This is a genomic window from Pseudoxanthomonas mexicana (assembly GCF_014397415.1).
GTDB classification, from domain to species: Bacteria; Pseudomonadota; Gammaproteobacteria; order Xanthomonadales; family Xanthomonadaceae; genus Pseudoxanthomonas_A; species Pseudoxanthomonas_A mexicana.
Window position 1 is genome coordinate 2,010,412 of sequence record NZ_CP060731.1, and the last position, 26,268, is coordinate 2,036,679.

At 67.9% G+C, this 26,268-nt stretch carries 26 protein-coding genes and 1 pseudogene; 17 read left to right on the forward strand and 10 right to left on the reverse strand.

The features are described from left to right. Nucleotides 1-62: 62 nt before the first annotated feature. Nucleotides 63-1,874, reverse strand: a complete 1,812-nt coding sequence (locus IAE60_RS09250) for a DUF885 domain-containing protein (protein ID WP_187572032.1) — start codon at nucleotides 1,872-1,874, stop codon at nucleotides 63-65. Between the two features lie 112 nt (nucleotides 1,875-1,986). Between IAE60_RS09250 and IAE60_RS09255 the strand changes: the two genes are divergently transcribed. Continuing rightward, on the forward strand, nucleotides 1,987-2,337 hold the full coding sequence (locus IAE60_RS09255; protein WP_187572033.1) for a GFA family protein: 351 nt from the start codon (nucleotides 1,987-1,989) through the stop codon (nucleotides 2,335-2,337). Nucleotides 2,338-2,365: 28 nt separating this feature from the next. Further along, the gene (locus tag IAE60_RS09260; RefSeq protein ID WP_187572034.1) at nucleotides 2,366-3,250 is read left to right on the forward strand and encodes a DUF2785 domain-containing protein; all 885 of its coding nucleotides are present in this window, start codon (nucleotides 2,366-2,368) and stop codon (nucleotides 3,248-3,250) included. Nucleotides 3,251-3,266: 16 nt separating this feature from the next. Here IAE60_RS09260 and IAE60_RS09265 read toward each other — a convergent pair whose 3' ends face one another. Beyond that, entirely contained in the window at nucleotides 3,267-4,202 is a 936-nt protein-coding gene (locus tag IAE60_RS09265; protein WP_187572035.1) for a LysR substrate-binding domain-containing protein, read from the reverse strand. Between the two features lie 108 nt (nucleotides 4,203-4,310). Between IAE60_RS09265 and IAE60_RS09270 the strand changes: the two genes are divergently transcribed. Then, on the forward strand, nucleotides 4,311-5,207 hold the full coding sequence (locus IAE60_RS09270) for a DMT family transporter (RefSeq protein ID WP_187572036.1): 897 nt from the start codon (nucleotides 4,311-4,313) through the stop codon (nucleotides 5,205-5,207). Between the two features lie 6 nt (nucleotides 5,208-5,213). Here IAE60_RS09270 and IAE60_RS09275 read toward each other — a convergent pair whose 3' ends face one another. The 4 genes from IAE60_RS09275 to IAE60_RS09290 form a co-directional block, all read right to left on the reverse strand. Further along, nucleotides 5,214-6,611: a DUF2867 domain-containing protein gene (locus IAE60_RS09275; protein ID WP_187572037.1), complete on the reverse strand. Its 1,398-nt coding sequence runs from the start codon at nucleotides 6,609-6,611 to the stop codon at nucleotides 5,214-5,216. Between the two features lie 18 nt (nucleotides 6,612-6,629). Next, entirely contained in the window at nucleotides 6,630-6,959 is a 330-nt protein-coding gene (locus IAE60_RS09280) for a metalloregulator ArsR/SmtB family transcription factor (protein ID WP_187572038.1), read from the reverse strand. A gap of 89 nt (nucleotides 6,960-7,048) precedes the next feature. After that, the gene (locus IAE60_RS09285) at nucleotides 7,049-7,957 is read right to left on the reverse strand and encodes a peptidylprolyl isomerase (RefSeq protein WP_187572039.1); all 909 of its coding nucleotides are present in this window, start codon (nucleotides 7,955-7,957) and stop codon (nucleotides 7,049-7,051) included. Between the two features lie 50 nt (nucleotides 7,958-8,007). Beyond that, nucleotides 8,008-9,318 (reverse strand): MFS transporter, encoded by a 1,311-nt coding sequence (locus tag IAE60_RS09290; RefSeq protein WP_187572040.1) that lies wholly within the window; start codon nucleotides 9,316-9,318, stop codon nucleotides 8,008-8,010. A 142-nt stretch (nucleotides 9,319-9,460) separates the two neighbouring features. On the opposite strand from IAE60_RS09290, the gene cyoA reads away from it, so the two are divergent. The 11 genes from cyoA (at nucleotide 9,461) to IAE60_RS09345 (ending at nucleotide 19,103) form a co-directional block, all read left to right on the forward strand. Next, nucleotides 9,461-10,537: a ubiquinol oxidase subunit II gene (cyoA, locus tag IAE60_RS09295; RefSeq protein WP_244966541.1), complete on the forward strand. Its 1,077-nt coding sequence runs from the start codon at nucleotides 9,461-9,463 to the stop codon at nucleotides 10,535-10,537. Between the two features lie 78 nt (nucleotides 10,538-10,615). Beyond that, nucleotides 10,616-12,589 (forward strand): cytochrome o ubiquinol oxidase subunit I, encoded by a 1,974-nt coding sequence (gene cyoB, locus IAE60_RS09300; protein WP_222937247.1) that lies wholly within the window; start codon nucleotides 10,616-10,618, stop codon nucleotides 12,587-12,589. Continuing rightward, nucleotides 12,582-13,214, forward strand: a complete 633-nt coding sequence (cyoC, locus tag IAE60_RS09305; protein WP_187572042.1) for a cytochrome o ubiquinol oxidase subunit III — start codon at nucleotides 12,582-12,584, stop codon at nucleotides 13,212-13,214. The genes cyoB and cyoC overlap by 8 nt, the downstream gene beginning before the upstream one ends. Then, the gene (gene cyoD, locus IAE60_RS09310) at nucleotides 13,214-13,615 is read left to right on the forward strand and encodes a cytochrome o ubiquinol oxidase subunit IV (protein WP_187572043.1); all 402 of its coding nucleotides are present in this window, start codon (nucleotides 13,214-13,216) and stop codon (nucleotides 13,613-13,615) included. The genes cyoC and cyoD overlap by 1 nt, the downstream gene beginning before the upstream one ends. Continuing rightward, nucleotides 13,612-14,394, forward strand: a complete 783-nt coding sequence (locus IAE60_RS09315) for an SURF1 family protein (protein WP_187572044.1) — start codon at nucleotides 13,612-13,614, stop codon at nucleotides 14,392-14,394. The genes cyoD and IAE60_RS09315 overlap by 4 nt, the downstream gene beginning before the upstream one ends. Next, nucleotides 14,375-15,721: an ATP-binding protein gene (locus IAE60_RS09320; protein WP_187572045.1), complete on the forward strand. Its 1,347-nt coding sequence runs from the start codon at nucleotides 14,375-14,377 to the stop codon at nucleotides 15,719-15,721. The genes IAE60_RS09315 and IAE60_RS09320 overlap by 20 nt, the downstream gene beginning before the upstream one ends. Next, a complete protein-coding gene (locus tag IAE60_RS09325; protein WP_187572046.1) occupies nucleotides 15,705-16,247 on the forward strand; it encodes a response regulator transcription factor in 543 nt (180 codons plus the stop codon). Before IAE60_RS09320 ends, IAE60_RS09325 begins: the two co-directional genes overlap by 17 nt. Nucleotides 16,248-16,469: 222 nt before the next feature. Next, nucleotides 16,470-17,066 (forward strand): hypothetical protein, encoded by a 597-nt coding sequence (locus IAE60_RS09330; protein ID WP_187572047.1) that lies wholly within the window; start codon nucleotides 16,470-16,472, stop codon nucleotides 17,064-17,066. A gap of 92 nt (nucleotides 17,067-17,158) precedes the next feature. Continuing rightward, on the forward strand, nucleotides 17,159-17,674 hold the full coding sequence (locus IAE60_RS09335; RefSeq protein ID WP_244966542.1) for a DUF2878 family protein: 516 nt from the start codon (nucleotides 17,159-17,161) through the stop codon (nucleotides 17,672-17,674). 146 nt (nucleotides 17,675-17,820) lie between these two features. Beyond that, nucleotides 17,821-18,186 (forward strand): PadR family transcriptional regulator, encoded by a 366-nt coding sequence (locus IAE60_RS09340; protein WP_162109843.1) that lies wholly within the window; start codon nucleotides 17,821-17,823, stop codon nucleotides 18,184-18,186. Beyond that, nucleotides 18,183-19,103: a sensor domain-containing protein gene (locus tag IAE60_RS09345; RefSeq protein ID WP_187572048.1), complete on the forward strand. Its 921-nt coding sequence runs from the start codon at nucleotides 18,183-18,185 to the stop codon at nucleotides 19,101-19,103. The genes IAE60_RS09340 and IAE60_RS09345 overlap by 4 nt, the downstream gene beginning before the upstream one ends. 133 nt (nucleotides 19,104-19,236) lie before the next feature. On the opposite strand, the pseudogene IAE60_RS09350 reads toward IAE60_RS09345, so the two are convergent. Both IAE60_RS09350 and IAE60_RS09355 read right to left on the reverse strand, forming a co-directional pair. Next, nucleotides 19,237-20,475: pseudogene (locus IAE60_RS09350) on the reverse strand (polyhydroxyalkanoate depolymerase); the annotation flags it as partial. 80 nt (nucleotides 20,476-20,555) lie between these two features. Continuing rightward, entirely contained in the window at nucleotides 20,556-21,164 is a 609-nt protein-coding gene (locus IAE60_RS09355) for a class I SAM-dependent DNA methyltransferase (RefSeq protein WP_187572050.1), read from the reverse strand. Between the two features lie 94 nt (nucleotides 21,165-21,258). Here IAE60_RS09355 and IAE60_RS09360 point away from each other — a divergent pair, with 94 nt between their 5' ends. Beyond that, nucleotides 21,259-21,675 carry a CopD family protein gene (locus IAE60_RS09360; protein ID WP_187572051.1) on the forward strand — a complete coding sequence of 139 codons (417 nt, stop codon included), beginning with the start codon at nucleotides 21,259-21,261 and terminating at the stop codon, nucleotides 21,673-21,675. 132 nt (nucleotides 21,676-21,807) lie between these two features. On the opposite strand, the gene IAE60_RS09365 is transcribed toward IAE60_RS09360, so the two are convergent. Continuing rightward, nucleotides 21,808-23,502, reverse strand: coding sequence for an alkaline phosphatase family protein (locus IAE60_RS09365; protein WP_187572052.1), 1,695 nt, complete (start codon nucleotides 23,500-23,502; stop codon nucleotides 21,808-21,810). A gap of 138 nt (nucleotides 23,503-23,640) precedes the next feature. On the opposite strand from IAE60_RS09365, the gene IAE60_RS09370 reads away from it, so the two are divergent. Then, a complete protein-coding gene (locus IAE60_RS09370) occupies nucleotides 23,641-24,918 on the forward strand; it encodes a dicarboxylate/amino acid:cation symporter (RefSeq protein WP_187572053.1) in 1,278 nt (425 codons plus the stop codon). Continuing rightward, on the forward strand, nucleotides 24,915-25,352 hold the full coding sequence (locus tag IAE60_RS09375) for a GNAT family N-acetyltransferase (RefSeq protein WP_187572054.1): 438 nt from the start codon (nucleotides 24,915-24,917) through the stop codon (nucleotides 25,350-25,352). Before IAE60_RS09370 ends, IAE60_RS09375 begins: the two co-directional genes overlap by 4 nt. Here IAE60_RS09375 and IAE60_RS09380 read toward each other — a convergent pair. Beyond that, entirely contained in the window at nucleotides 25,349-26,218 is an 870-nt protein-coding gene (locus IAE60_RS09380) for a bile acid:sodium symporter family protein (RefSeq protein WP_187572055.1), read from the reverse strand. The two genes, IAE60_RS09375 and IAE60_RS09380, sit on opposite strands and share 4 nt — an antisense overlap. Nucleotides 26,219-26,268 lie beyond the last annotated feature (50 nt).

Sequence of the window (26,268 nt, forward strand, 5' to 3'; positions counted from 1 at the left end):
GGATCCTCGCTTTCGCGGGGATGACGTCCCGGCAAAGGCGCGCTGGCGCGCGCGCCGGGGCGTCACTTGATCGGTTCGTCCAGCATCAGCTGGCGGACGAAGCGCACCGGCGGCGCGCCGTACGACAGCACCTGGTCGTGGTAGGCCTTCAGGTTGAACTGCGCGCCCAGCTTGGCTTCCGCGGCCTTGCGCATGTCGAAGTGCTCCTGCACGCCCACGAAGTACGTCGGCAGCTGCGCCGAGGTCAGCTGTGCGCGGGTCCACTTGCCGGCGGCCTCGCGTTCCTGCTGGAAGGTCTGGCGCACCATCAGGTCCATCGCCTGTTCGCGCGTCCAGCCATCCACCTGCACGCCCTGGTCGAGGATCGCGTTGGCGATCGTGCGCAGGTAGAACTTCATCTGCACCAGGCGGAACAGCGGATCGTTGTCCAGGTAGCCGGCGTCGGCCATCATCTTCTCGGTGTAGACCGCCCAGCCCTCGGCGAACATGCCCGAGCGCAGCACGGCGCGCAGCGTCGACGGGAACTTGGCCGAGTGCCAGCCTTCCAGGTAGTGGCCCGGCGTGCCTTCGTGGATGCTCAGCAGGTGGATCATCCGGCTGTTGTATTCGCGCAGGAACGAGTCGACCTGCTTCTGGTCCCACTCGTCCGGAATCGGCGAGACGGCGTAGAAGGTCTTCAGGTGCTTGTCGAGCGGGCCTGGCGAGTCGCAGTACGCCACCGCCACGCCGCGCTGGAACTCCGGCATCTCGATGATTTCCACCGGCGCGTCCGGCAGCGTGACCAGGTCGTGCTGGCGGACGAACTCGGTGGCCTGCGCCAGCGCCGCTTCGGCATCCGGCACCACCTTGTCGCGCGCCGGACGCTCGGCGTAGGCCAGCTCGAGCGCGGCCTCGATCGCCTTCTGCTGCTCGTCGGCGGTGGGCGTTTCCGGCAGCGCGGGCGCGCCGGGCTTGTCCTTCAGCACGGTGCGGGCGATGCCGTACATTTCCTCGCGCACGCGCTTGAGTTCGCCCTCGGCGCGCTGCTTGATGTCGGCGCGCGACAGCGACGACAGCAGCGCGAACTGCAGCTTCTGGTCGTACAGCGTCTGGCCGATGCGGAAGTCGCCCTTCGCGTTCGGGACCAGCGTCTTGTCCAGCCAGGCCTGGTGCTCGGCCACGGCCTTCTTCAGGCCGTCGATGGCGGCTTCGGCCTGCGCGCGGTCGGCTTCCGGCAGGTCCTTGAGGTTCGGGGTGATGAAGGTGTCGACGATGCTGAGGATGCCGGCGTTCTGCTTGGCGACGGTCTCGGCATGCACCTTGGGCACGCGCGCCGGATCCAGGTTCTCGCGCGCCTGCGCCAGCAGCGCCGGGATCTTCTGCATGCGCGCGGTGGCGGATTTCAGGCGTTCCGGCAGGGGTGCGAATTCGCGCGCCATCAGGCCGTAGATCGCGCCGCCGGCGACGTTGTTGTAGACCTGCGGATCCCATGCCCAGCTCTGCAGGGTTTCCGCGGTCCAGATGTCGTACTGCAGCTGGTTGCGCAGGATGGCGGCGTCGACCTGGTTCTCGCGCGACAGCGCGGCGGTGTCGGTGGCGTCCAGTTCGGCCAGGATCTTCTTGCTGAACGCCAGGCCCTTCTGGCGGCCGGCGGCGCTCAGGTCGTCGAGTTCGCCGTCGTACTTGTGTTCGCCGATCTGGGTGGCGCTGACCGGCGAGAGCTGCAGCCAGCCTTCCAGCGCGCGTCTGGAGAGGTCGGCGAAGGCCGCATCGGCCTTGGCGGTGTCGGCGGGGGTGGCTGCGGTGTCGGCCGCCGGGGCGGCGGTGGGAGCTTCGCTCTTCTGGCAGGCGGTCATCGAGGCCAGCAGGGCGGCGGCGAGCAGGGTCTTGCGCATGGGAATCCTGTTGCGGTGCGGCGTGAGCGGAGCGCACAGGATAGGCCGAAGGTCATGCCTGTACCCGTGCCATTCGATATACGCTTGGGCGAGTCCACCCGAGGAACCTGACATGACGCATGAGGGAAGCTGCCACTGCGGACGCATCGCCTTCGAGGTCGAAGGCGACATCGCAGAGGTCATCGATTGCAACTGCTCGCTGTGCCGCCGGCGCGGTGGTCTGCTGTGGTTCGCCCCGCGCGAGGCGCTGGTGTTGAAGACGCCCGAAGGCGACCTGTCGACCTACACGTTCAACAGGCACGACATCCGCCACCACTTCTGCGCCGTCTGCGGGATCGCGCCGTACGGCGAGGCGGCTCACCCCAAGACCGGTGCGCAGATGGTGGCTGTCAACGTGCGCTGCCTGCCGGGTGTGGACCTGGCCGGGTTGAAGATGACGCCCTTCGACGGCGCCAGCCTCTGACCATCGCGACTAACGCAGAGAGATGACGATGCGCACTTCGACATGGTGGGTGCTGGCGGGTCTGCTGCTCTCCTCGGCTGCGCAGGCGGCATGTCCGCCCGAGGGCACCGATCCGGCTTCGCTGCAGTTGTTGCGCGAGCAGAAGTTCGCCGTTCCCGACGACGTGCGCGCCGCCCTAGTGGCGGGGCTGCCGGCGTGCCTGGCCGATCCCGATCCCGCCTTGCGCGATGGCGTGGCGTACGAAGGCCTCAGCACCTGGCTGCGCGCGGGCCAGGTGGACGTGGCGCAGCGCCGCGCCTTGCGCGACCGCCTGTACGCGATGCTCGGCCGCGAGGACGCCGCGGGATTCGGCCCGCCCTTCGCCGCGCTGGTGTTGTCGGAGGTGGCGCGCACCGACCGCATCGCGCCCTGGATGTTGGTCGAGGAACGCGCCGACATGGTCGCGCGCGCCGCCGCCTACCTGGCATCGGTGCGCGACTATCGCGGTTTCGATGCGGTCGAGGGGTGGCGGCACGGCGTGGCGCATGGGGCCGACTGGCTGCTGCAACTGGTGCTCAACGAGCAGGTGGAGCGCGCGCAGGTGGATGTGTTGCTGCAGGCCGTGGCGGAACAGGTGGTGCCGGAAAGCACGCACGCCTACGTCTTCGGCGAGCCGGGGCGGCTGGCACGGCCGGTGCTGTACGCCGCCAAACGGGGGCTGCTGGACGAGGCGGCGTGGACGCGGTTGTTCGGGGCGTTGCCAGCCCGGCTCGGCGTGGCGGAGCAGGCGTACGCCGACAGCGCATGGCTCGCACGTCGCCACGATCTGATGGCGTTCCTGATGAGCATCCATCTGGAAGCCGACCAGTCCGACGACCCCCATATCCGCGCGCTGAAGCCCGTGGTCGTCCAGACACTCAAGGCCGTGCCCTGACCGAATGCGCGTGGAATCAAGCGCCGCGGCGGCCCAGGAAATCGTCCGGCATCGGCGGCAGTGGCGTGTGCTCGTCGCGCGCCTCTTCCTTCAGCCAGTCGATGAAGGCCTGCGCGACAGCGCTGGGCGGTTTGTGCGCCGGATGCACGGCGTAGTAGGCGAAGCGCGCTTTCAGCGCGGGGCCCGGTAGCCGTACCAGTTCGTACCGCTGAAGATACGGCTGGGCGACATGGCGGCGCGCCAGCGCTGCACCGACGCCGTACACGGCCGCGCGCATCGCATCGGTGCTGTCGTTGAAGCTGTGCATCGCCGGCAGGCGCAGCCCGCGTACGCCCGCGGCGCGGAACCACTCGCGCCAGCCCTGCAGCGCCAGGTCCGTCACCAGCGGAAGCCGGGCGATCTGGCGCGGTTCCAGCACGGCGTCGATGCCGGGCAGGGCGGGCGACGCGACCGGGAACAGTTCGTCGTCCATCAGGTGGTGCGCGGTCAGGCCTGCCCAATGCCCGGGTCCGTGGCGGATGCCGAGTTCGGGGCCTTCGTCATCGAAGCGCGTCAGCGCGATGCCGGTATCCACGTGCAGGCGGATGTGCGGATGGCGCGCGCAGAAGCGCGGCAGCCGCGGCAGCAGCCAGCAGTAGGCGAGCGAATGCAGTGTGGTGATGCGCAGGGTGGTGGTCTTGCCGGCCAGCTTCAGGTGCGAGGCCACGGCGTCGATATCGCCCAGCGCCGCGTTGGCGGCATCGGCCAGTTGCCTGCCTTCCAGGGTCAGCTTCACGCCGCGCGCGTGGCGCTGGAACAGGACCACGCCGAGCAGCGCCTCCAGCTTGCGCACGTGGTGGCTGACGGCACTCGCCGTGAGGTGCAGTTCGTCGGCGGCTTGGGCGAAGTTCTGGTGGCGCGCGGCGGCGGCGAAAACCCCGAGGGCGGGTAGCAGGGCGGGGCGCAGGCTCATGGGGGGACTCCAGGCACAAGCCAGATTTGTGGCTTGGGCGTATCGTACGCGCTTGTAGGGCTATCGCGTTACGCCAGAATGGTGCCCGACACGAACAAGGCTCCCGCGATGGCACAGGCGACGACCACCTTAGACCCCATTCCGCAGGTGGCCGGGCGCGACTGGCGCACGCCGCTCGAGTTGCTGGCGTTGGGCGCGATCTGGGGTAGCTCATTCCTCTTCATGCGCATCGCGGCGAACCCGTTCGGGCCGTTCGCGCTGGTCGAGGTGCGGCTGGCGCTGGGTGCGCTGGTCCTGCTGCCGTTCCTGTGGCGCGAGCGTGCGCACTTCCGCGCCGGCATGTGGCCGCGCCTGGCGATGATCGGCGCGATCAATTCGGCCATTCCGTTCCTGCTGTTCGCGTGGGCGGCGCAACGTTCGCCCGCCGCGATCGGAGCGATCTGCAACGCGATGACCGTGCTGTTCGCCGCGTTGGTGGGCTTCCTGTTCTTCGGGCAGAAGATCGGTACGCGCCGTTCGCTCGCGCTGCTGGTCGGCTTCGTCGGCGTGGTGGTGCTGGCGACCAGCAAGGCCGGGGGCTTGAGCGTGGGCGGCGCGGTGGTGGCCGGTTCCACCGCGGCATTGCTCTATGGCGTGGGCGTGAACCTGGTGCGCAAGCACCTGGCGGGGATTCCACCGGCGGCCGCAGCCGCGGCGACGCTCGGTTGCGCGGCGCTGCTGGTGCTGCCGTTCGCGGCGACGCATTGGCCGACGGCGCGCATCCCGCCGGGTGCGTGGGGCGCGGCCATCGCCATCGGCGTGGTCTGCACGGGCTATGCGTTCCTGCTGTATTACCGGTTGATCCAGCGCATCGGCCCGGCCCGCGCATCGACGGTGACCTACCTGGTGCCGCTGTTCGGCGCGGGCTTCGCGTGGGCGTTCCTCGGCGAACCGGTCACGCTGGCGATGCTGGCCGCGGGCGCGCTGATCCTGGGTAGTGTGGCGGCCAGCCAGCGCGCCGCCTGAGCGGCGTCAGGCGAACAGCCCCTGTGCCAGCGTCAGCGGTGCGTGCCGCTGCACCGCACCTTCCACCGCCATGCGCAACATCGCCGGCGCGATATAGGCGTGGTGCACGCCGCTGATCGCGGCCATGTACGCGCGTCCGAAGAGATTGGCGCACTGCACGCGCGTGCCGAGGGTGATTTCCACGCCTGCATCGGTGATCTGCACGCCCACGCAGGACCGGAACGCCAGATGGCGATCGTTCGCGCCCAGGATCACCTGTGCGCGCCGCCCATCCGCGTCGATCCGCTGCGCCAGTACCGGATAGCGTCCGGCGAACATTGGCCCGTCACCCGTCGACAGCAGCGACGACACCGGGCAGCCCAGCGGCGAAGTGCGCAGCCGCAGCGGGCGCACCAGCGCATTCCGCAATCGCATCAGCTGGGTGACGCCGGCGGGGCGGTACTGCAGGAAGCCTTCCAGCACGTCCGCCATCAGGGCCGATGCGGTCGCGTTCGTCATGCCTTGCAGGCGCAGGCTGAAGGTGTCCTCGTGATGGAAGTCCGGCAGGTGCTCCGACAGCAGTGATCCCGTGGGTGGAGACGGCAGCGCCTTCACCGGCGATGCGCGGCCATCGACGAAGCCGATCCCGCCACACCAGCCGGCCAACCGCGTGTGGACACGCCCGGCCCGTGCGCGCAGGCTAGCGCAGAGGTGCTGCTGCCAGCTGCCGGGCGGCGCATGCAGGGCCAGCCGCACGGTGGGGATGCGCTGCGCATGTGCGGGATGGGTGGCCAGCCATGCCTGTACGGCAGCAGGGAGCGTTTCCGTCAGCGTGGCGATGGTCGCGTCGCCGGCCAGGACGTCGTCCTGCAGGGCGCCCGGTGGCAGCCCGCCAAGTTCGTCGGTGTGGCATGACAAGGCGAACAGCACCGGATGCGAACTGCTCGCCTGCAGCGGCGCGAACTGGTGCCAGGTGCCGCCCCCGAAGCGCACGCAGAAAAGCGCATCGGGGGGCAGGTCGACGTGGTGCAGGGCAGCGGCGAAGTGCGCCGGATCGCGCGCGAGCTGCGCGTCCGATGCCGTGGAGAAACGTAGGCGCACGCCGCCGCTGCCGGTCACCGCGGTGAACGTGCGGTGCCCGGCGTGACGGTGGAACGGATGGCCTGCCGCGCCGACGGTAAAGGTGTACAGCGCGCTGCGTTCGCCGGCATCGAAGTCCGGGGCTGCAATGCGCACCGATGGTTCGTCCAGCGCGTCCACGAAGCCTGGATGCGCGCGCTGCAGCGCGCCGGTGTCGGCGTGCAGGCGATCGCCCGCGCCGGGCCCCAGTTGCGCCAGCAACACCACCTCCACCGGCAGCCCGCCCGAGTAGGAGCGGATGCGGGCGGTGGGGAACCCCGGGACGACATCGGCATGGCGGTGCATGGCAGGACTCCTCGAAGGTCAGCGGGGCTTGGGTGTCGCGGTCTTGCGCGCGCGCGCCTTGGCTTCGCGCTTCAGCGGGCCGGCGGCGGGGCAGACCTCGAAGGCGAAACCGGTCAGCGTGTTGACCAGGTTGTCGGGCGCCAGCCGGTAGAAAACGAACTGCCCGCGCTTGTCGCTGCTGACCAGGCCAGCAGCTTCCAGTACGGACAGGTGCCGCGAGATGGCGGGCGCGCTCATGTCGAAGCGCGCAGCGATCTCGCCGGCGGTGAGTTCCTGCGCGGACAGGTAGGCGAGGATTTCGCGGCGCGGGCGGGAGGCCAGGGCGTCGAAGACGCGGTCGACCGTCATATGCACTTAGATAATTAACGTAATTGCTAAATATCTAAGTGCAAAGCACGGCTGTCAAGCGCCGCCCGTCGGGGCAGCGCTTGCGGGGCTCAGCGGGTCGGGGGCGTGCGCACCGGCAGCGGCACGTTGCACAGGTCGATATGGCCGGCGGGCCGCAGGTACCAGCCGTCGCGGCGGTTGCGGCGCGCCTCGGTGGCGGCGGCGAAGGTCTTCGAGTCGGTGCGCAGCACCTGCAGCGGCGTGCGCTCGGATTCGGGCACCTCGCTGGCCAGGCGGATGGCGGTGATCGGGGTGCGCTCGGTCGCGTTCTCGTAGAACCCCATCGGCTCTGGGCCGCGCGGGATCGCGCTGAGCAGTTCCATGCCCTTCACGACGCGCCCGACCAGGGTGATGTTGCGGTCCAGCTGCCGCGGCGACTGGCCGGTGACCACGTACAGTTCGCTGCCGTTGCTGCTGTCGGGCGGGCCACCGCGACCCGCGCCCAGCGCGCCGTAGCAGTGCGCCAGCCAGACCTCGTTCGTCTTCGGATCGCGTCCCACCGGAAAGCCATCGACGAAGCCGACCTCGGGCGCCCAGCCGTCAACATCCGGCAGCCGGGTGAAGGACACGCCTTCACCCGTGCGCGCGAATTCCGCCGGCAGCTTGGCCTTCGCCGTACCCAGCGGTTTCGCCTTGGCGGTGTCTTCCGCATCGGCATCGCCGAACTGCACCACGAAGTTGTCCTGCGAGCGGTAGATGGCCAGCCCGTTCCAGAAGCCCTCACGCGCCAGCGTGCGGATGTTGGCCACGTGCGCCGGCGCGAAGCCCGGCGCCAGTTCGATCACCACGCGTCCACCGGGCATGTCCATGTACAGCGTGCTGGCCGGATCCAGCGTGCGCCAGTCGGCGTCGGGCGAGGCGTCCAGGATCTCCTTGGCGCTGAGGTGCTTCGGCGGCTCTGCCGCGAGCGCGGCGGGCAGGGCGAACAGGCAGGCGAGCAGCAGGGGCGTCAGGCGCATGGACGTTCCGGGGCTTGGGATGCCCGGATTGTAGTGCGACTGTGCCGGCGTCAGCTCTTGTAGTTCATGGCCCGGTTGATGCCCAGGGCCACGAGCGTGCCCAGCGCGCCCGAGAGCAGGTAGGCGCCCAGCCACGCCAGTCCGAAGTTGGCGCACAGGCCCAGTGCGACCAGCGGGGCGAAGGCCGCGCCGATCAGCCAGGCCAGATCGGACGTGAGGGCGGCCCCGGTGTAGCGATAGCGCTGGCCGAAATTGGCGGTGACCGCGCCGGCGGCCTGGCCGTAGGACAGGCCGAGCAATGCGAAGCCCACCAGGATGAAGGCGCCCTGGCCGATCGGCCCGCCCTCCATCAGCGTGGGCGCGAAGCCGCTGAACATGGCGATGCCCACGGCCAGTGCACCCAGCGTGCGCGCCCGGCCGAAGCGGTCGGCGATCACGCCCGAGGCCACGATGGCGCCGGCGGCGATGAACGCGCCGACGATCTGCACGATCAGGAAGCTGACGATGGACTGCTGCGAGTACAGCAGGATCCACGACAGCGGGAAGATGGTGACGATGTGGAACAGCGCATAGCTGGCCAGTGCCGCGAACGCCCCGATCACCACGTGGCGGCCCTTGGCCCGGAACAGTTCGCGCACCGGCGTGGGTTCCAGTTCCAGTTCGCCCATGCGGTGCTGGTATTCCTCGGCCACCACGATGCGCAGGCGGGCGAACAGCGCCACCACGTTGATGGCGAACGCGACGAAGAACGGGTAACGCCAGCCCCACGACAGCAGGTCGGCCGGCTCCAGGCTGGCATACAGGAAGGCGAACACGCCCGCGGCCACGATGAATCCCACCGGCGCGCCCAACTGCCCCAGCATCGCATACCAGCCACGACGGTCCTTGGGGGCGTTCAATGCCAGCAACGACGGCAGGCCGTCCCACGAGCCGCCCATGGCCAGGCCCTGCAGCACGCGGAACAGGGCGAGCAGCACGATGGCGGTGCCGCCGAGCGTGCCGTAACCGGGAAGGAAGGCGATGCCGGCGGTCGCCGTGCCCAGCAGGAACAGGCTGATGGTCAGCTTGACGCCGCGACCCCAGCGCGCCTGCAGGGCCATGAACAGCACCGTGCCCAGCGGACGCGCGACGAACGCCAGCGCGAACAGCGCGAACGACCACAGCGTGCCCTGCAGACGGTCCATGAACGGAAAGAACACCGCCGGGAACACCAGCGCCGAGGCGATGCCGAAGACGAAGAAGTCGAAGTATTCCGATGCGCGTCCGATCACCACGCCGACGGCGATTTCGCCCGGGGCGACATCGGCATCGGCCTTGGTGCCATGGTCGTGGGTGGAACGGGTGGGGCTGATCGTCGACATCGCGCAGGGGCCGCCGGGCCGGACAGGGAAGGGGCGACCATAGACTCGCAGACCGGGCGCGCATCCGCGATAGGACAAAACGTCCAATACTCCCGGAAAGCGGGGCGCACTACATTGATCTGGATCAATCGGCAGACCCCCCATGCCCATGTCCTTCGTGCGCAAAACCCTGCAGGCCGCCGCGGCGATGTCCGCCGCGTCCATGCTGTCGGGATGCAACCTGCTGGTCCTGAATCCGGCCGGCGACATCGCCGCCCGCCAGGGCCATCTGATCGTCGTGGCCACCGTGCTGATGCTCATCGTCATCGTGCCGGTGATCGCGCTGACGTTCTGGTTCGCCTGGCGGTACCGGGCCGCGAACACGCGCGCCACCTACAAGCCCGACTGGGACCATTCCACCCAACTGGAGCTGGTGATCTGGGGCGTGCCGCTGCTCATCATCATCGCGCTGGGCGCGGTCACCTGGATCGGCACGCACCTGCTGGACCCGTATCGCCCGCTCGGACGCATCGGCGAGGGACGCCCCGTGCCGGCCGACGTCAAGCCGCTGGAAGTGCAGGTGGTCGCGCTGGACTGGAAGTGGCTGTTCGTCTATCCGGAATACGGCGTGGCTTCGGTCAACCAGATGGCCGCGCCGATCGACCGTCCCATCACCTTCCGCCTGACGTCGTCGTCCACGATGAACGCGTTCTACGTGCCGGCGCTGGCGGGGATGATCTACACGATGCCGGCGATGGAGACCAAGCTCCACGCCGTCATGAACAAGGAAGGCGAGTACGAAGGATTCTCCTCGCACTACAGCGGCGAGGGCTTCTCGCACATGCGCTTCCGTTTCCACGCATTGTCCGATCAGGGCTTCGAGCGCTGGATCGCCGAAGCCCGTAAGGAAGGCAAGGCATTGACCCGCGCCGAGTACCTGCAGCTGGAAGTGCCCAGTTCGCGCGAGCCGGCACGCCTGTACGCGTCGGTCGATCCCGGCCTGTTCGATGCGGTGGTCAACCGCTGCGTGGACACCGACCGCCTGTGCATGGACCAGATGATGGCCTACGACGCCATGGGCGGCCGCGGCCTGGACGGCAGCGGGGCGTTGCAGCGGCCGCGCCGCGGCAACCTCGCCGCCGGTCCGTTCGTCCGCTCCGACCTCTGCACGGTCGAGACGGCGCGAGCGGCCGATCGCATGTCTCCCGTTCCCACTGCCGGTGGCCTGAAGGCGCCCTGACGCGCCCGGTCGCCGCACTCCTGGATTCACCGGATCAGCAAGATGGCCTTCGATACCAGCACCGTCACGCATTCCCCGATCACCGGTCGCCTGGCCTGGGATGCGATTCCCATGCTGCACGACCCGATCATCGCCGCAACCTTCGTCGGCACCTGCCTCGGCGGCCTTGCGCTGGTCGCGGTGATCACGAAGTACAAGCTGTGGGGCTGGCTGTGGCGCGAGTGGTTCACCAGCATCGACCACAAGAAGATCGGCATCATGTACATGGTGCTAGGCCTGGTGATGCTGCTGCGAGGCTTCGCCGACGCCATCATGATGCGCCTGCACCAGGCGATGGCCTTCGGCGACAACCTGGGCTACCTGCCGCCGCACCACTACGACCAGATCTTCACCGCCCATGGCGTGATCATGATCTTCTTCGTGGCCATGCCGCTGGTCACCGGCCTGATGAACTACCTGGTGCCGCTGCAGATCGGCGCACGCGACGTGGCGTTCCCGTTCCTCAACAACTTCAGCTTCTGGATGACCACCGCCGGCGCGGTGCTGGTCATGCTGTCGCTGTTCCTGGGCGAATTCTCGACCTCCGGCTGGCTGGCCCTGTCCAACCTGGGCAACCAGGACCCCGGGGTGGGGCTGGACTACTACATCTGGGCGCTGCAGATCGCCGGCGTCGGCACACTGTTATCCGGCGTCAACCTGCTGGTGACCATCCTGAAGATGCGCGCGCCGGGCATGGGCATGATGAAGATGCCGGTGTTCACCTGGACCGCACTGTGCACCAACGTGCTGATCGTGGTGTCGTTCCCGGTGCTGACGGCGGTGCTGGCGCTGATGACGCTGGACCGCTACGTGGGCACCAACTTCTTCACCACCGATCTCGGCGGCAACGCCATGCTGTACGTCAACCTGATCTGGATCTGGGGCCACCCGGAGGTCTACATCCTGATCCTGCCGCTGTTCGGCGTGTTTTCCGAGATCGTGTCCACCTACTCGGGCAAGCGCCTGTTCGGCTACTCGTCGATGGTCTACGCCACGGTCTGCATCACCGTGTTGTCGTACCTGGTGTGGCTGCACCACTTCTTCACCATGGGCTCGGGCGCCAGCGTCAACTCGTTCTTCGGCATCACCACGATGATCATCTCGATCCCGACGGGCGCGAAGATCTTCAACTGGCTGTTCACCATGTACCGCGGCCGCATCCGCTTCGAAGTGCCGATGCTGTGGACGATGGGCTTCATGGTGACCTTCGTGATCGGCGGCATGACCGGCGTGCTGCTGGCGGTGCCGCCGGCGGACTTCGTGCTGCACAACAGCCTGTTCCTGGTGGCGCACTTCCACAACGTCATCATCGGTGGCGTGGTGTTCGGCCTGTTTGCGGCGATGACGCACTGGTTCCCCAAGGCCTTCGGTTTCAGGCTGGACGATTTCTGGGGCAAGGTATCGTTCTGGTTCTGGCTGGCCGGTTACTGGTTCGCGTTCACTCCGCTGTATGTGCTGGGCCTGATGGGCGTGACCCGCCGCATGAGCCACTTCGAGGATCCGTCGTTGCAGATCTGGTTCCAGATCGCCGCCTTCGGCGCGGTGCTGGTGGCCATCGGCATCGCCGCGTTCCTGTACTGCATCTTCATCAGTTTCCGCCGCCGCGAACAGCTGCGCGACCACACCGGCGATCCGTGGGGCGGCCGGACGCTGGAGTGGTCCACGTCGTCGCCGCCGCCGGACTACAACTTCGCGTTCACCCCGGTCGTGCACGACACCGACGCCTGGACGGACATGAAGCAGCGCGGGTTCGAGCGCCCCAAGAGCGGCTTCAAGGCCATCCACATGCCGCGCAACACCGGTGCGGGCGTGGTCCTGTCGGCGCTGAGCACGGTGTGCGGTTTCGCGCTGATCTGGCATGTGTGGTGGCTGGCGGGCGTGTCGCTGCTGGCGACGATCGCCTATGCGATCTGGAACAGCTTCGATCGCGACCGCGATTACTACATTCCCGCCGAGGAGGTCGCCAGGACCGAACAGGCGCGCACCGTGCAGCTGGAGCAGGTCCATGTCTGAGTCCATCGCCCTCAATCGACCCGACGGCTCGCCGGTGTTCCTGGATACCGAGGGCAGGCATCACCCGGAGAACGGCACGCTGCTGGGTTTCTGGATCTACCTGCTCAGCGACCTGATGATCTTCGGCTGCCTGTTCGCCACGTTCGGGGTGTTCTCGGGCAGCTACGCCGCCGGCCCGTCCGGCCGCGACCTGTTCCTGCCCAACCTGCACCTGATCGCCATCAATACCGGCATCCTGCTGGTGTCGTCGATCACCTACGGCTTCGCGATGCTGGCGATGGTGAAGCGCAACAGCCGCGGCACGATCGGCTGGCTGCTGGTCACCGGCCTGCTGGGCCTGGCGTTCCTGACAATCGAGGTCTACGAGTTCCATCACCTGATCCACATCGGTGCGGGACCCCAGCGCAGCGCGTTCCTGTCGGCGTTCTTCACGCTGGTCGGCACGCACGGCCTGCACGTGCTGTTCGGCGTCATCTGGCTGGTCGTGCTGTGCGTACAGGTGCGCAAGTGGGGCCTCAATCGCACCACCACGCGCCGCATCGCCTGCCTGTCGATGTTCTGGCATTTCCTGGACGTCGTCTGGATCGGCGTCTTCACCTTCGTCTACCTGATGGGCGTGCAGTGATGGCCACTCCTTCTTCTTCCTCCGAACACGACGACTTCCTCGAGGACGGCATTCCGCATGTCAGCGTGAAGGAATACGTCACCGGCTTCGTGCTGTCGGTCGTGCTGACCGCGATCCCGTTCTGGCTGGTGATGGCCAAGGTGCTGCCCACGCCGGCCATCACCACGCTGGTGATCCTGGCCTTCGCGATGGTGCAGGTCGTCGTGCACATGGTGTATTTCCTGCACATGAATCCGAAGTCGGAAGGCGGCTGGAACCTGTTCGCGCTCATCTTCACCGCCGTGCTGCTGGTGATCGTGCTGGCCGGTACGTTGTGGGTCATGCACAACATGAACACCCACATGATGCCGGGTGCGCACGACATGCATCGGATGCAGGACGCGGTCCAGAGCCTGCCGTGACCGACGCGGCTGCCACGCCGCCGCCGCGCGCGCGCTGGCGGGTCGCGTTCGCGGCGCTGCTGGTGTTCGCCTTCTGCGGATTCGTCGTGCTGGGGGTGTGGCAGTTGCAACGGATGGCGTGGAAGCACGACCTGATCGCCCGCGTCGATGCACGTATCCATGCGGCGGCCGTACCGGCGCCTTCCCGCGTGCAGTGGCCCGCCATCACCGAGGCGGACCATGGCTACCGGCGCATCCGGGTGGCTGGGCACTTCCTCCAGGACCGGCTGGTACGCACGCAGGCGGTGACCGAACTCGGCGGCGGCTTCTGGCTGCTGCAGCCCTTGCAGGCCGACAACGGTGACTACGTGCTGGTCAATCGGGGCTTCGTGCCGGCCGGCGCCACTGCGTCGCGCGCACCACGGGGCCGGGTGGTCGTGGAAGGCCTGCTGCGCATCAGCGAACCGAAAGGTGGCTTCCTGCGGCGCAACGTGCCGGAACAGGATCGCTGGTATTCGCGTGACGTCATCGCGATCGCACGCAGGCAGGAATTGCCGCCTGCGCGGGTCGCCCCCTTCTTCATCGATGCCGATGCCGAGCCGGGCTTCCGCGGTTGGCCGCGCGGCGGCATGACGGTAGTGAAGTTCCGCGATCCGCACCTGTCCTACGCGCTGACCTGGTTCGGGATGGCGCTGCTGACGCTGGTGGCTGCGGGTGTCCTGGTCGCGTCGGAACGCCGCTTGCGCGATGATCGGCGCCGACACTCCTCCCAGGACACGCATGTACTTCCGCCAGGCTGAAGCTCCAGACGATCCTGCCCCGCCGGCTGTACGCCTGGCGGGGTCGTATGATCGCGCCGGCCTGCGCAACCTGCAGCAGCTCATCCAGTTGCGCTGGATCGCGGTGGTGGGACAGGTGGCGACGATCCTGGTGGTGCAGTACGGCCTGGGCATCGCACTGCCCCTGCAGCCGATGTTTGCCGTGCTGGCCGCGCTGGTGCTGTTCAACCTGGCCAGCCACCTGTGGTGCCGGCGCCACACACAGGTTTCGCATGCGGCGCTGCTGGTCGGCCTGCTGGTGGACGTGGCCTCGCTCACGGTGCAGCTGTACCTGTCCGGCGGCATCGCCAATCCGTTCGTGTTCCTGTTCCTGCTGCAGGTCGTGATCGGCACGGTGCTGTTGCGTTCGCCCGGCAGTTGGGTGATTGCGGCCGCCGCGGCGCTGTGCGTCGTCGGACTCGCGGCCGTGCCCGCGCCGCTGAAGCTGGCGGTGGAGCCGGCGCGTGGGCTGGCCGATCACTACGTGCAGGGGTTGCTGGTCTGCTTCCTGTTAATCGCCGGCCTGCTGGTGGTGTTCATCACCCGCATCGGCGGCATCCTGCGCGAGCGGGATGCGCGCCTGGCCGAGCTGCGCCAGCGGGCGGTGGAGGAGGAGCACATCGTGCGCATCGGCCTGCTGGCGTCCGGAGCCGCGCACGAGCTGGGCACGCCGCTTTCCACGCTGTCGGTGATCCTGGGCGACTGGCAGCACCTGCCCACCATGGCCTCCGACGGCGAGCTGCACAACGACGTGCTGGAAATGCAGGCGCAGGTGGCCCGCTGCAAATCCATCGTCACCAACATCCTGATGGCCGCCGGCGAGACCCGCGCCGAAGCGCCCACCGAAACCACGCTGCATGCGCTGTTCGACGAACTGGCACATGAATGGGAACAGGCGCGGAATCCGCCACGTTTCGACTACCGCAACCAGAGCGGCCCCGACCCGCGTATCGTCACCGATGCCGGCCTTCGGCAGATGGTGTTCAACGTGCTGGACAACGCGCTGGAAGCTTCACCCGACTGGGTCGCCCTGGACGTACGCTGCGAGGACGACGCCGTGGTGGTGGTGGTGGCCGATGCCGGGCCCGGGTTCGAGCCGGGCATCCTGCAGCGGCTGGGCACGCCCTACAACAGCAGCAAGGGACGGCCGGGCGGTGGCTTGGGCCTGTTCCTGTCGGTCAACGTGGCCCGCACGCTGGGCGGCCGGCTGCAGGCGGAGAATCGCCCCCAGGGCGGTGCGGTGGTGACGGTGACGCTGCCGCTGGCGGCGATCGCGATCGAGGCCCCGGATGATGACGGCCAAGAATGAGCGCCGGTTGCTGATCGTCGAGGATGACGCGGCGTTCGCGCGCACGCTGGTGCGCTCGTTCGAGCGGCGCGGCTACCAGGTACGCCATCTCGCCGGCGAGGAGGGCATGGCCGCGTTGCTGGACGAATTCGCGCCCACGCATGCGGTGGTGGACCTGAAGCTGGCCGGCGGCGCGTCCGGCCTGTCCAGCGTCAGACTACTGCATGACGCCGATCCGGAGATGGTGATCGTGGTGCTGACCGGTTATGCCAGCATCGCCACGGCGGTGGAGGCGATCAAGCTGGGTGCGCGCCACTACCTGGCCAAGCCGTCCAACACCGACGACATCGAGGCGGCCTTCCAGCGCGCCGTCGGCGATGCCGATGTGGAACTGAGCGCACGTACCACCTCGATCAAGACGCTGGAGTGGGAGCACATCCACGAAGCCCTGGCGGCCAGCGACTTCAACATTTCCGAGGCCGCACGCCGGCTGGGACTGCACCGGCGCACGCTGGCGCGCAAGCTGGAAAAGCGGCGCGTCAAATAGGGCCTCCCCGGGCCGGCCTTCACGGCACGTGCACATCAGCGAATCCGCAGGCTGCCGTCCATCGGGCGGACGGCGCGATGCCGCGTGTCCCGCATCCACGGCCGTTGCGCCCGCGTATGGCGAAGGGCCTTCGATGCACGCGCCGAGAGCCGTGGGAAGCGTTGAACCCGCGCGTGCCCTGTCGTTGTCATTTCCCCGAAACCCACTTCACAGGAAGCCCTCATGAAAACGCTTCGACTCCGTGGTCTCGTCCTGGTCATGGCCGCGTTGCTGCCTGCGGCGGCATTCGCGTCGCCCACCGTCAACACGCTGGGCGGCGATACCCGCGTGCAGCTGTCCGCCGACCTGGTGGGCGCGCTGACCTCGCTGGGTGTCTCCGTGAAAGCCTCGTATCCCGCCCGCCTGCGGGGCGCGAGCGCGTCGTTCCCCATTGCCGGCGGCGAGCTGGATCTGGGCACTCTGAAAGGCGAGGTGGACCATGCGGGGGGCCTGACGCTGCGCGCCGGCGCCACCGAGGTGAACCTGAGCAGCTATACCATCGACACGACCGGTGCCGCCCCGGTGCTGACCGGCCTGGTGAAGGTCAACGACAGCGTGCTGGGCCGCCTGCCGCTGTTCGACATCACGCTGGTGAGCGCACCGGTCGTACGCGGACTGCACGCGCGTGCCGGTTCCGTGCAACTGGACAACGTGCGGCTGACGCTCAATGACGAAGCGGCCGTGGCATTGAACGCGGTCTTCAATGTGTCCGCGTTCCAGGCCGGCCTGCCGGTGGGCACCGCCCGCGTGCAGACCTACTTCTACGAGCCGGCGCCTTGAGTCGGGACCTGCGCCGGGAGAGCCGGGGGGCGTCGCCCCCCGGTCTTTCCGCATTCGGAATCCGGAAAGCCGCATGGCGGACGCTGTTCAATGTGGCCGGCAACCAGATCGTGTGGTTCATCGCGGTGATCGCCGCCGGCGAAGGCAGTGCATGGCCCGGGGTGCTGGCCGCGGCGGTATTCGTTGGTATGCACCTGGCGTGGGCGCCGCGTCGTGGCGACGAGGTGAGACTGGTGGCGCTCGCCGTGGCGTGTGGACTGGTGGTCGACGGTGTGGCCGCGGCGCAGGGCTGGGTGACGTATCGGGCCTCGATGGCGGGCGGTGCGACGGCGCCGGCCTGGATCCTGGCGCTGTGGGCCTCGCTGGCGGTCACCCTCAACGGCGCCATGCGCAGCCTGCAGGCGCGGTGGTGGGCGGGGGCGCTGCTGGGAGGCATCGGCGGCCCCCTGGCGTATCTGGCAGCCGCGCGCGGTTGGGGAGCCGCCGAGTTCGCCAGCCCCGCGTGGCGGGGACTTCTGTGGCTGGCAGCAGCCTGGGCCGTTGCGTTGCCGGGACTGCTGGCGGCCGCGCGGTGGCAGGCCGGACGAAGTCAGTACGCTTCGCGGTGACGGGTCGGCGGGTCGCTGCAGTGCGTCGAGCCGCCGCGAGCAGCCCGCCGTGCATCAGGGCATGGTGACTACTGGCACATTCGCTATATCAAAGTTCGCAATAGCATCGTCTCCAACCTAGCGGGTGTGCCGCGAAGGGGGGAGCCATGAGTGAACCCGATATCCATCTGAAGAAGTTCCAGAAGGAGCTGAGCGCCGGCACGGTGTCGCTGGCGCTGCTGGCGGTCCTGGCCCGCGCGGGCGAACCGCTGTACGGCTACCTGATTGCCAAGCAGCTGGAGCGTGTCGGCGACGGCGTGCTCAGCGGCAAGCAGAGTGCCCTGTACCCGGTACTCCGCAACCTGGAGGGCGGCGGCCTGCTGGACAGCTTCGTCGAGCCCTCGGTCGCGGGCCCGCCGCGCCGCTATTACCGCATCACTGAGGCGGGGCGACAGACCCTGCAGTCCTGGGCCGCCGCCTGGCGCGCCACCCGCGATTCCGTCGATTCCGTGCTTGAGGGGATTCCTGCATGAACACCACCACCCACCCGGGCAGCCGCCTGCCCACCACGATTCCCGAGTACCTGGACCAGTTGCGCGCCGCGCTCGCCGGTGCGGACAAGGCGATGATCCAGGACGCCGTCTACGACGCGGAGGAATACCTGCGCTCGGAACTGGCCGAAAACCCCGGCAAGTCCGAAGCCGAGGTGATCGCCTCGGTCGCCGGCAGCTACGGTGCGCCGGAGGAAGTTGCCGACATCTACCGCGAGACCGAGGTCACCGTCGCCAAGGCCCTGCGTCCGCCGCTACCGCCGAAGCGCAACTCGCTGCTGGGCCGGTTCTTCGGCGTGGCCGCCGATGCCCGTACCTACGGTGCGCTGTTCTACATGCTGCTGTCGCTGGCCACCGGCACGTTCTACTTCACCTGGGTCGTGACCGGCGCCAGCCTGTCGTTCGGTCTGATGATCCTGATCATCGGCATTCCGTTGCTGCTGTTGTTCCTGATGTCGGTGCGCCTGCTGTCGCTGGTGGAGGGGCGTGTGGTGGAGGTGCTGTTGGGCGAACGCATGCCGCGCCGTCCGCTGTACACGCAGCGCGACAAGCCGTGGACGACGCGCCTGAAGGAACTGTTCACCGACGGCCGCACCTGGACGGCGATGCTGTACCTGTTGCTGATGCACCCGCTCGGCGTCCTGTACTTCTCGGTGGCCATCACGCTGCTGGCCGTGTCGCTGGGCTTCATCGCGGCGCCGGTGGCGTACTTCCTGCCGTTCGACTACGTGATGAGCTTCGGCGACTGGAACATGATCACCGACGCGCCCTGGATGCTGCCGCTAGTGTCCGTCTTCGGCATCGTCCTGCTGTTCGTCACCCTGCACCTGGCGCGCATGGTCGGCCGCTTCCACGGCTGGCTGGCCAAGCACCTGCTGGTGCGCACGCCGGTGGTGTGAAGCCGCAGACACAGAAACGAAGAAAGCCGCCCCCGGGCGGCTTTTCTTTCATAGAGCGGAGCGTGCTCCGCTGCGCTGCGCCACCGTGCGGAGCCGGGCAAGCTCGGCTCTACAGCGTCTGGCGTCAGCCTGCGTATTTCGCGATGAAATCGCGCACCTGCGGGTAGACCTTCTCGCGCCAGCGGCGGCCGCTGAAGATGCCGTAATGGCCGGCGCCCTCGACGGTCAGGTGCTTGTGGTGGGGCTTGGGAATGCCGGTGCACAGGTCGTGCGCGGCAGCGGTCTGGCCCTGGCCGGAAATGTCGTCCAGTTCGCCTTCGATGCTCATCAGCGCGGTCTTGCGGATCGCGGCGGGCTTCACCAGTTCGCCATTGACCTTCCACATGCCGCGCGGCAGCAGGAATTCCTGGAACACGGTGCGGATGGTGTCCAGGTAATACTCGGCCGGCATGTCCAGCACGGCGTTGTACTCGTCGTAGAACCTGCGGTGCGATTCGGCATCCTGCAGGTCGCCCTTCACCAGGTCGCTGTAGAAGTCCCAGTGGGACATGAAGTGGCGGCTGGGATTCATCGCGATGAAGCCGGCGTGCTGCAGGAAGCCGGGATACACGCGGCGGCCTTCGCCCGGGTAGGGCATCGGCACCGTGTGGATGACGTTGTGTTCGAACCACGACAGGGGATTGCGCGTGGCCAGGCTGTTGACTTCGGTGGGACTACGGCGCGCATCGATCGGGCCGCCCATCATCACCAGCGAGCGCGGCGTGGCTTCACCACGCGCGGCCATCAGCGACACGGCGGCCAGCACGGGCACGGTCGGCTGGCAGACGCTGATCACATGCAGCTTCTCGGCGCCGATGTGGCGGATGAATTCCTCCACGTAGGCCACGTAGTCGTCCAGGCTGAAGGCGCCTTCGGACGCCGGCACCATGCGGGCGTCCACCCAGTCGGTCACGTACACCTTGTGGTTGCGCAGCAGGGTATGCACCGTGTCGCGCAACAGGGTGGCGTGATGGCCCGACAACGGCGCCACCACCAGCACCACCGGGTCGTCCTTCAGCAGCGCGATGGTGTCGGCATCGTCGGTATAGCGCTTGAAGCGCAGCAGCCGGCAGAACGGCTTCTTCAGCGCTTCCAGTTCCACCACGGGCACGGTACGGCCATGCGCCTCGACCTCGCGGATGTCCCACGCCGGCTTTTCGTAATCCTTGCCGATGCGGTGCACGAGTTCGTTGCCCGCCGCGATGCGTTCGGCGCCCGGCAGGTTGGACAGCCAACTGGTCGGAGCGGAGAAGATGCGCGCGTTCGCTTCGGCCATGTAGGCCAGCGGCGCCATCCATGCGCGTCCGAGTTCGTGCAGTTGGTACAGGGTCATGGCAGTCCGGAATCCCGATTTTGGTGCATGGTGCTGCGTCGCAGCATACCGCAAAGGGTGAGTTGCCGCCCGTGGCCTGTTCAGGTTATCGGCCGGTAATCCGCAGCCTCCAGTACCGCCACGTCGCCAGCCAGGCGTGGGCCCAGCCAGCAGTGATTGCCGACGGACTGGAAGCCCTCACCGTTGAAGGCCTGCCGGTACCAGGCCGCCCTGCGCGACTGAAAGCCGTCGTGATCGCCCTCGAAGTCGTCTTCCTTGGCGAACGTCTCCAGGAAGGCCACCCCGCCGCACAGTTCCGCCAGTCCGGTCAGGCCGCGCCTGAGTTCGCGCGTGGGCACGTAATGCAGTACATCCGAGCACACCAGCAGGTCGACGGGCTCGCAGGGGCGCAGGTACTGGAAGTCCTCGAAGCGCGCGTAGTGCAGGTTGCGCGTGCGCCCGAAGCGGCGGATCGCGTACTCGCTGCTGTCGAAGCCCAGGTACTGCAGCTTCGGTCGCAGCTTCAGCAGCGGTGCGCGCCAGGCGCCTTCGCCGCATCCGATGTCGAGCACCGTGCGGATCGGACGCTCCAGGTGGTACTCGGCCACCGCGACCGCCAGCGCGACCTTGCGCGCGAGCCGGGGCGCGCCGCCGATGTCGCCGTCGCGGTACCAGCGCTGGAAGTAGTCGGCGTCGTAATGCTTGGTCATGCGCGGGTCCCGGGCGTAAAGGCGGGAAGCTTACGCGATGGGCGCGCTATCCTATGAGTCATCCAAGCCTGCGCATCCAGACGGAGTCAACCGCATGTACCTGTGGGTCAAGACCTTCCACCTCGTCTTCGTCATCGCCTGGATGGCGACGGTGTTCTACCTGCCGCGCATCCTGGTCAACCTGGCCGAGACGTCGGGCCAGGCCGACGTGCAGGCACGCCTGCAACTGATGGGACGCCGCCTCTACGGTTTCGGCCACAGCATGTTCGGCATCGCGGTGATCCTGGGCCTGGTGCTGTGGTTCTACTTCGGCATCAGCGGCGGCTGGCTGCATGCCAAGCTGACGCTGGTCGCGCTGATGCTGGTGCACTTCATCGTCACCGGCCGCTGGCTGAAGGGCGCCGCGAAGGGCAAGTCGCTGCCTTCGCCAACCGCGCTGCGGTGGTTCAACGAACTGCCGCTGTTCGGGCTGATCGTGGTGGTGTGGCTCGTGCTGGCCAAGCCTTTCTGAGGCGATCTCGCTTGCGCGGGGTTGTGCTGGCGCGTTGCGACGCGCTTTCCCATGGCGGCGCCTCTTGTTCGATGAGGCGCGGTGCTGGCCAAGCCGTTCTGAGGGCGGTGCCGGCCAGGCCGGCACGCTGACTCACTTCTTCTCGAAATTTCCCGGTTTCGGCAATTCCACCGGTACGCCGTTCGCGTCGCAGGTGCCTGCGGCACAAAGGCGCGCGCGCAGCTTCGGCGCGGCCTGCACGATGACGTGGTAGATCGTGTTCTGTTCCAGCGTGCCGCGGAAGGCGTCGCTGCCGGGGCCGATGGCCCAGATGCCCACGTCTTCACCGCCGTGCGATTCGGACTTCAGTGGCACCAGGGCTTCCTGCAGGTAATCGGGATGCTCGGTGTCGACATGACTCAGGTCCGGGCGGCCTTCGGCGGGCTCGACGCTGCTGGGCGCATGCAGGAATTTCTTCGGGCCGGCAGGCTGCCGGTTGCTGGCGCCGGTGTAGCCGGGGCCGTTGGCATAGCTCAGCGTGGTGAAGGTCAGGCCGGTCTGGTCGCGGGCCAGGTCGCCCGGCGTGTCGTCTTCGCCGCCCTGGCCGCGCACCTTGCCGAGGATGGGATTGCCGCGTACGGGGTAACCGACGAAGTTCAGCGTGTGCGAGTGGTCGGCCGTCACGACGATCAGCGTGTCGTCGCGTGAGGTCGCCTCCACGGCGGCCTGCACGGCATCCGACATGGCGACGGTCTCGTCGAGCGCACGATAGGCATTGCCGTAGTGGTTGGCGTGGTCGATGCGCGCGCCTTCCACCAGCAGCACGAAGCCGTTGGGATTGCCTGACAGGGTGCGGATCGCCGCGCGGGTCAGCTCGGCCAGCGAGGGCTCGCCCTGGTCGTCCTTGCGGCGGTCGTGTTCGAACTGCATGTGGTCGTATTCGAACAGGCCCAGCAGCTGCGGTGCAGCGGCGGCGGCTTTCAGCTGCTGCGTGTTGGTGACGTACGCGCCCTGCGGATGCGCCTGCTGCCATTCGGCCACCAGGTTGCGGCCGTCCAGGCGCTGACCGACCTTGTCGTCCTCTTCGGGGTCGCGGACATCGATCGGCAGGAACTCGCCACGCCCGCCGCCCAGCGCGACGGTGGGGCCACGGCCGAAGCGCGCGGCGGCAAGCAACTGCTGCGCGATGTCCTTGCAACCCGCTGCGGCGGCTTCAGGCGGCAGATCGGTGTCGTTCTCCCAGTCACGGTGCGAGACATGCGCATACGTCGCGGCCGGCGTCGCATGGGTGAGGCGGGCGGTGGTGACGACGCCCGTGGCCAGGCCGGCGCTGTCGGCCAGCGTCAGCCAGCTGAGCAGGTCCTTGCTGCCGTCGGGCGTGCATTCGCCCTTGCGGCCGGCCGACACGCCGATGGCGCCCATGTGCGACTTCACGCCGGTGGCGATGGCGGTCATGGTGCCGGCCGAGTCGGGTGTCTGCGAGTCGGTGTTGTAGGTCTTGCTGAAGGCAGTGTGCGGGAAGTACTCCCAGCTCAGCAGGTTCTCCTCGCCCGGCATGCCCTTGCGCTGGCCTTCGAAGATGCGCGCGGCGGCCACCGTGGTCAGGCTCATGCCGTCGCCGAGGAAGACGATGACGTTCTTCGCCTTGCCTTGCATCGCGCCATGGGCGGCGGCCTTCGCCGCACCATTCCGATACCACCACTGCGGACTCTCACCCTGCGGGTGCGCAACCGCCGGCACGTCGACGTGCAGTGCTGGTGAGGAAGAGGGCGCGGTGCTGGCGCAGCCAGCCAGGGCGGTGAGCAGGGTCATGCCGGCGAGCGGCGACACGAAAGAACGCAGGAGCATGGCGAACCGGGAGAGGGTGGACGCGCCATTATGCCGCCCGTGCAGTGTCCTGTTCATGACACCCGGCATTCCGTGAGCAGGGTCGCGGGGTGGCAGACCTTGGGCTAAGGTGTCGCGTCCACCCTGTGGGTCGTACGGATGAAGCTGGTTGCAGCCTGGTTGAGGATCCCGTTCTGGCAGCGCGTCGTCGCCGGCTTCGTGCTGGGCGCAGTGGCGGGCTGGCTGATGGGGCCGGCTGCGGGTACGTGGTTGAAGCCACTCGGCGACCTTTACGTCACGCTGATCAAGATGATCGCGGTGCCGCTGGTGTTCTTTGCGGTGATCAATGCCGTGTCCAGCCTGCACGGGCAGAAGTCCGTGGCCGCGCTGGGCGGACGCACGTTCCTGTGGTTCGCTGCGACGGCCGCGCTGGCGGTCTGCGTGGGCCTGGCGGTGGGCTGGGTGGTGCAGCCGGGCAAGGGGCTGACCGGGCTGATGATGGCGCCGGATTACCAGGTGCGCGAAGTCCCCACGCCGGTACAGGTGCTGCTCGACATCGTGCCGGCCAATCCGTTCAAGGCGCTCACCGAGGGCAAGATCCTGCAGGTGATCTTCTTCGCCGGCCTGCTGGGCTTCGCGCTGGTCAAGCTGGGCGAACGCAGCGCGGGCCTGCGCAAGCTGGCCGGCGAGGCCAGCGACACCATGGTGCAGGTCACCCGCTTCGTGCTGGAGATGACGCCGATCGGTACGTTCGGCCTGATCGGCAGCCTGGTCGGCACCTATGGATTCGAGAAGCTGCTCCCGCTGGGCAGCTACATCGGTGCGCTCTACCTGGCCTGCGCGCTGCACATCACCGTCGTGTACGGCAGCCTGCTGCTGGCGCACGGGCTCAACCCGTGGAAGTTCTTCCGCGGTGGCGCACCGGGCATGCAGGTGGCGTTCGTCAGTTCGTCCAGCTTCGCTTCCATGCCGGTTGCGCTGCGCAGCGTCACCCACAACCTGGGCGTGGACAAGGACTACGCCGCGTTCGCGGTGCCGCTGGGCGCCAGCATCAAGATGGACGGCTGCGGCGCGATCTATCCGGCGCTGACGTCGATCTTCGTGGCCCAGTACTTCGGGCTGGACCTGTCGATGAACCAGTACTTCGTCATCCTGCTGGCGTCGGTGCTGGGCAGCTTCGGCACGGCCGGCGTGCCGGGCACCGCCACGGTGATGGTCACCCTGGTGCTGAGCGCCGCCAACCTGCCGCTGGAGGGTATCGGCCTGCTGGTGGCGATCGACCGCATCCTCGACATGATGCGCACCATGACCAACGTGACCGGCCAGATGCTGGTGCCGGTGCTGGTGGCGAAGGAGACCGGGCTGCTGGACAGGGAGGTCTACGAATCGGCATCGACGAACGTGGGCCTCACGGACGATGCTGCGTCCACGCCATGAGTGACGTGGGCCGGATCGAACTGGTCGAGTCGTTCCCCGACGCGCCGACTTACAGGCGGCTTCGTATCGAGACGGGGCTGTCCCCCAAATCGCAGGAAGCCGCCGAGCGCGGCCTCGCGAACACACTGTACGGCGTCAGCCTGCTGAAGGCCGGTGAGGTGATCGGCATGGGACGGGTGGTCGGCGACGGCGGCACCGTCTTCGTCGTGGTGGACATCGCCGTGCGGCGGGACCACCAGGGGCAGGGGCTGGGCAAGCGGATCATGGCGGCGCTGGATGCATGGTTGCGTGCGAATGCGCCGCCATCGGCCTACGTCATGCTGATCGCTGACGGAGACGCCCGACACCTCTATACGCAGTTCGGCTTCGCCGAAACCGCACCCGCCTCCATCAGCATGGCCTATGTGGCGCGTGGCCCGGGGAGCGGCGATTAGCCCGCGGCGTCGCGCCCGCCGCGCGACACCCACCACGCGAACACCGCCGCGGTGACGAACATCAGCAGGCTGTAGACCGCCGCCGGTACCGAGATGGTCGCGTTCTGCAGCACGTTGAGTGCGATGAAGATGGCCAGTGTGCCGTTGTGGATGCCGATCTCCATGGCGATGGCGATGGCCTGCTTCTTCGGCAGGCGCAGCGCCAGCGGTGCGGCGTAGCCGGCGCCCATGCTGGCCAGGTTGAACAGCAGGCAGGCCAGGCCGACGATGGCGAAATAGGTGGTCAGGGTCTTCCATTCCTGCGCCACGGCCGCGACCACCAGCAACGCCAGCACGAGCACCGACAGCAGGCGGATGGGCTTTTCGGTGCGCGCTGCGAATCCGGCGGCCCTGGCGCGTATGACCATGCCTATGGAGACCGGCAGCAGGATGATGGCGGCGACCTCGATCACTTTCTTCGTCGGAGGCGGCACGTACTGGCCGGCGCCGAGGAAATACTCCAGTGAAAGATTCAGGATCACCGGCAGCGTGAGCAGGCAGAGCAGGCTGTTGATCGCGGTCAGGGTGATGTTCAACGCCACGTCGCCGCGCGCGAGGTGGCTGTAGATGTTGGCGGTGGCGCCGCCGGGCGAAGCGGCCAGCAGCATCAGGCCGACGGCGAGTTCGGCCGGCAGGCCGAAGCCCAGTGCCAGCCCGAACGCGGCCCAGGGCAGCACCAGCGTCTGCAGCGCGAGCCCGATCAGCACCGCGCGCGGGTAGCGCGCCACGCGACGGAAGTCGTCCAGCGTCAGTCCCAGCCCCAGCCCGAGCATGATGATGCCCAGGGCCAACGGCAGCAGCAGGTTGGTCAGCAGTGAAGCCTGCATCGCGTACGACTCCCCTTCGGCGCGAAACAACAGGTGGCGCGCGGTGTTGG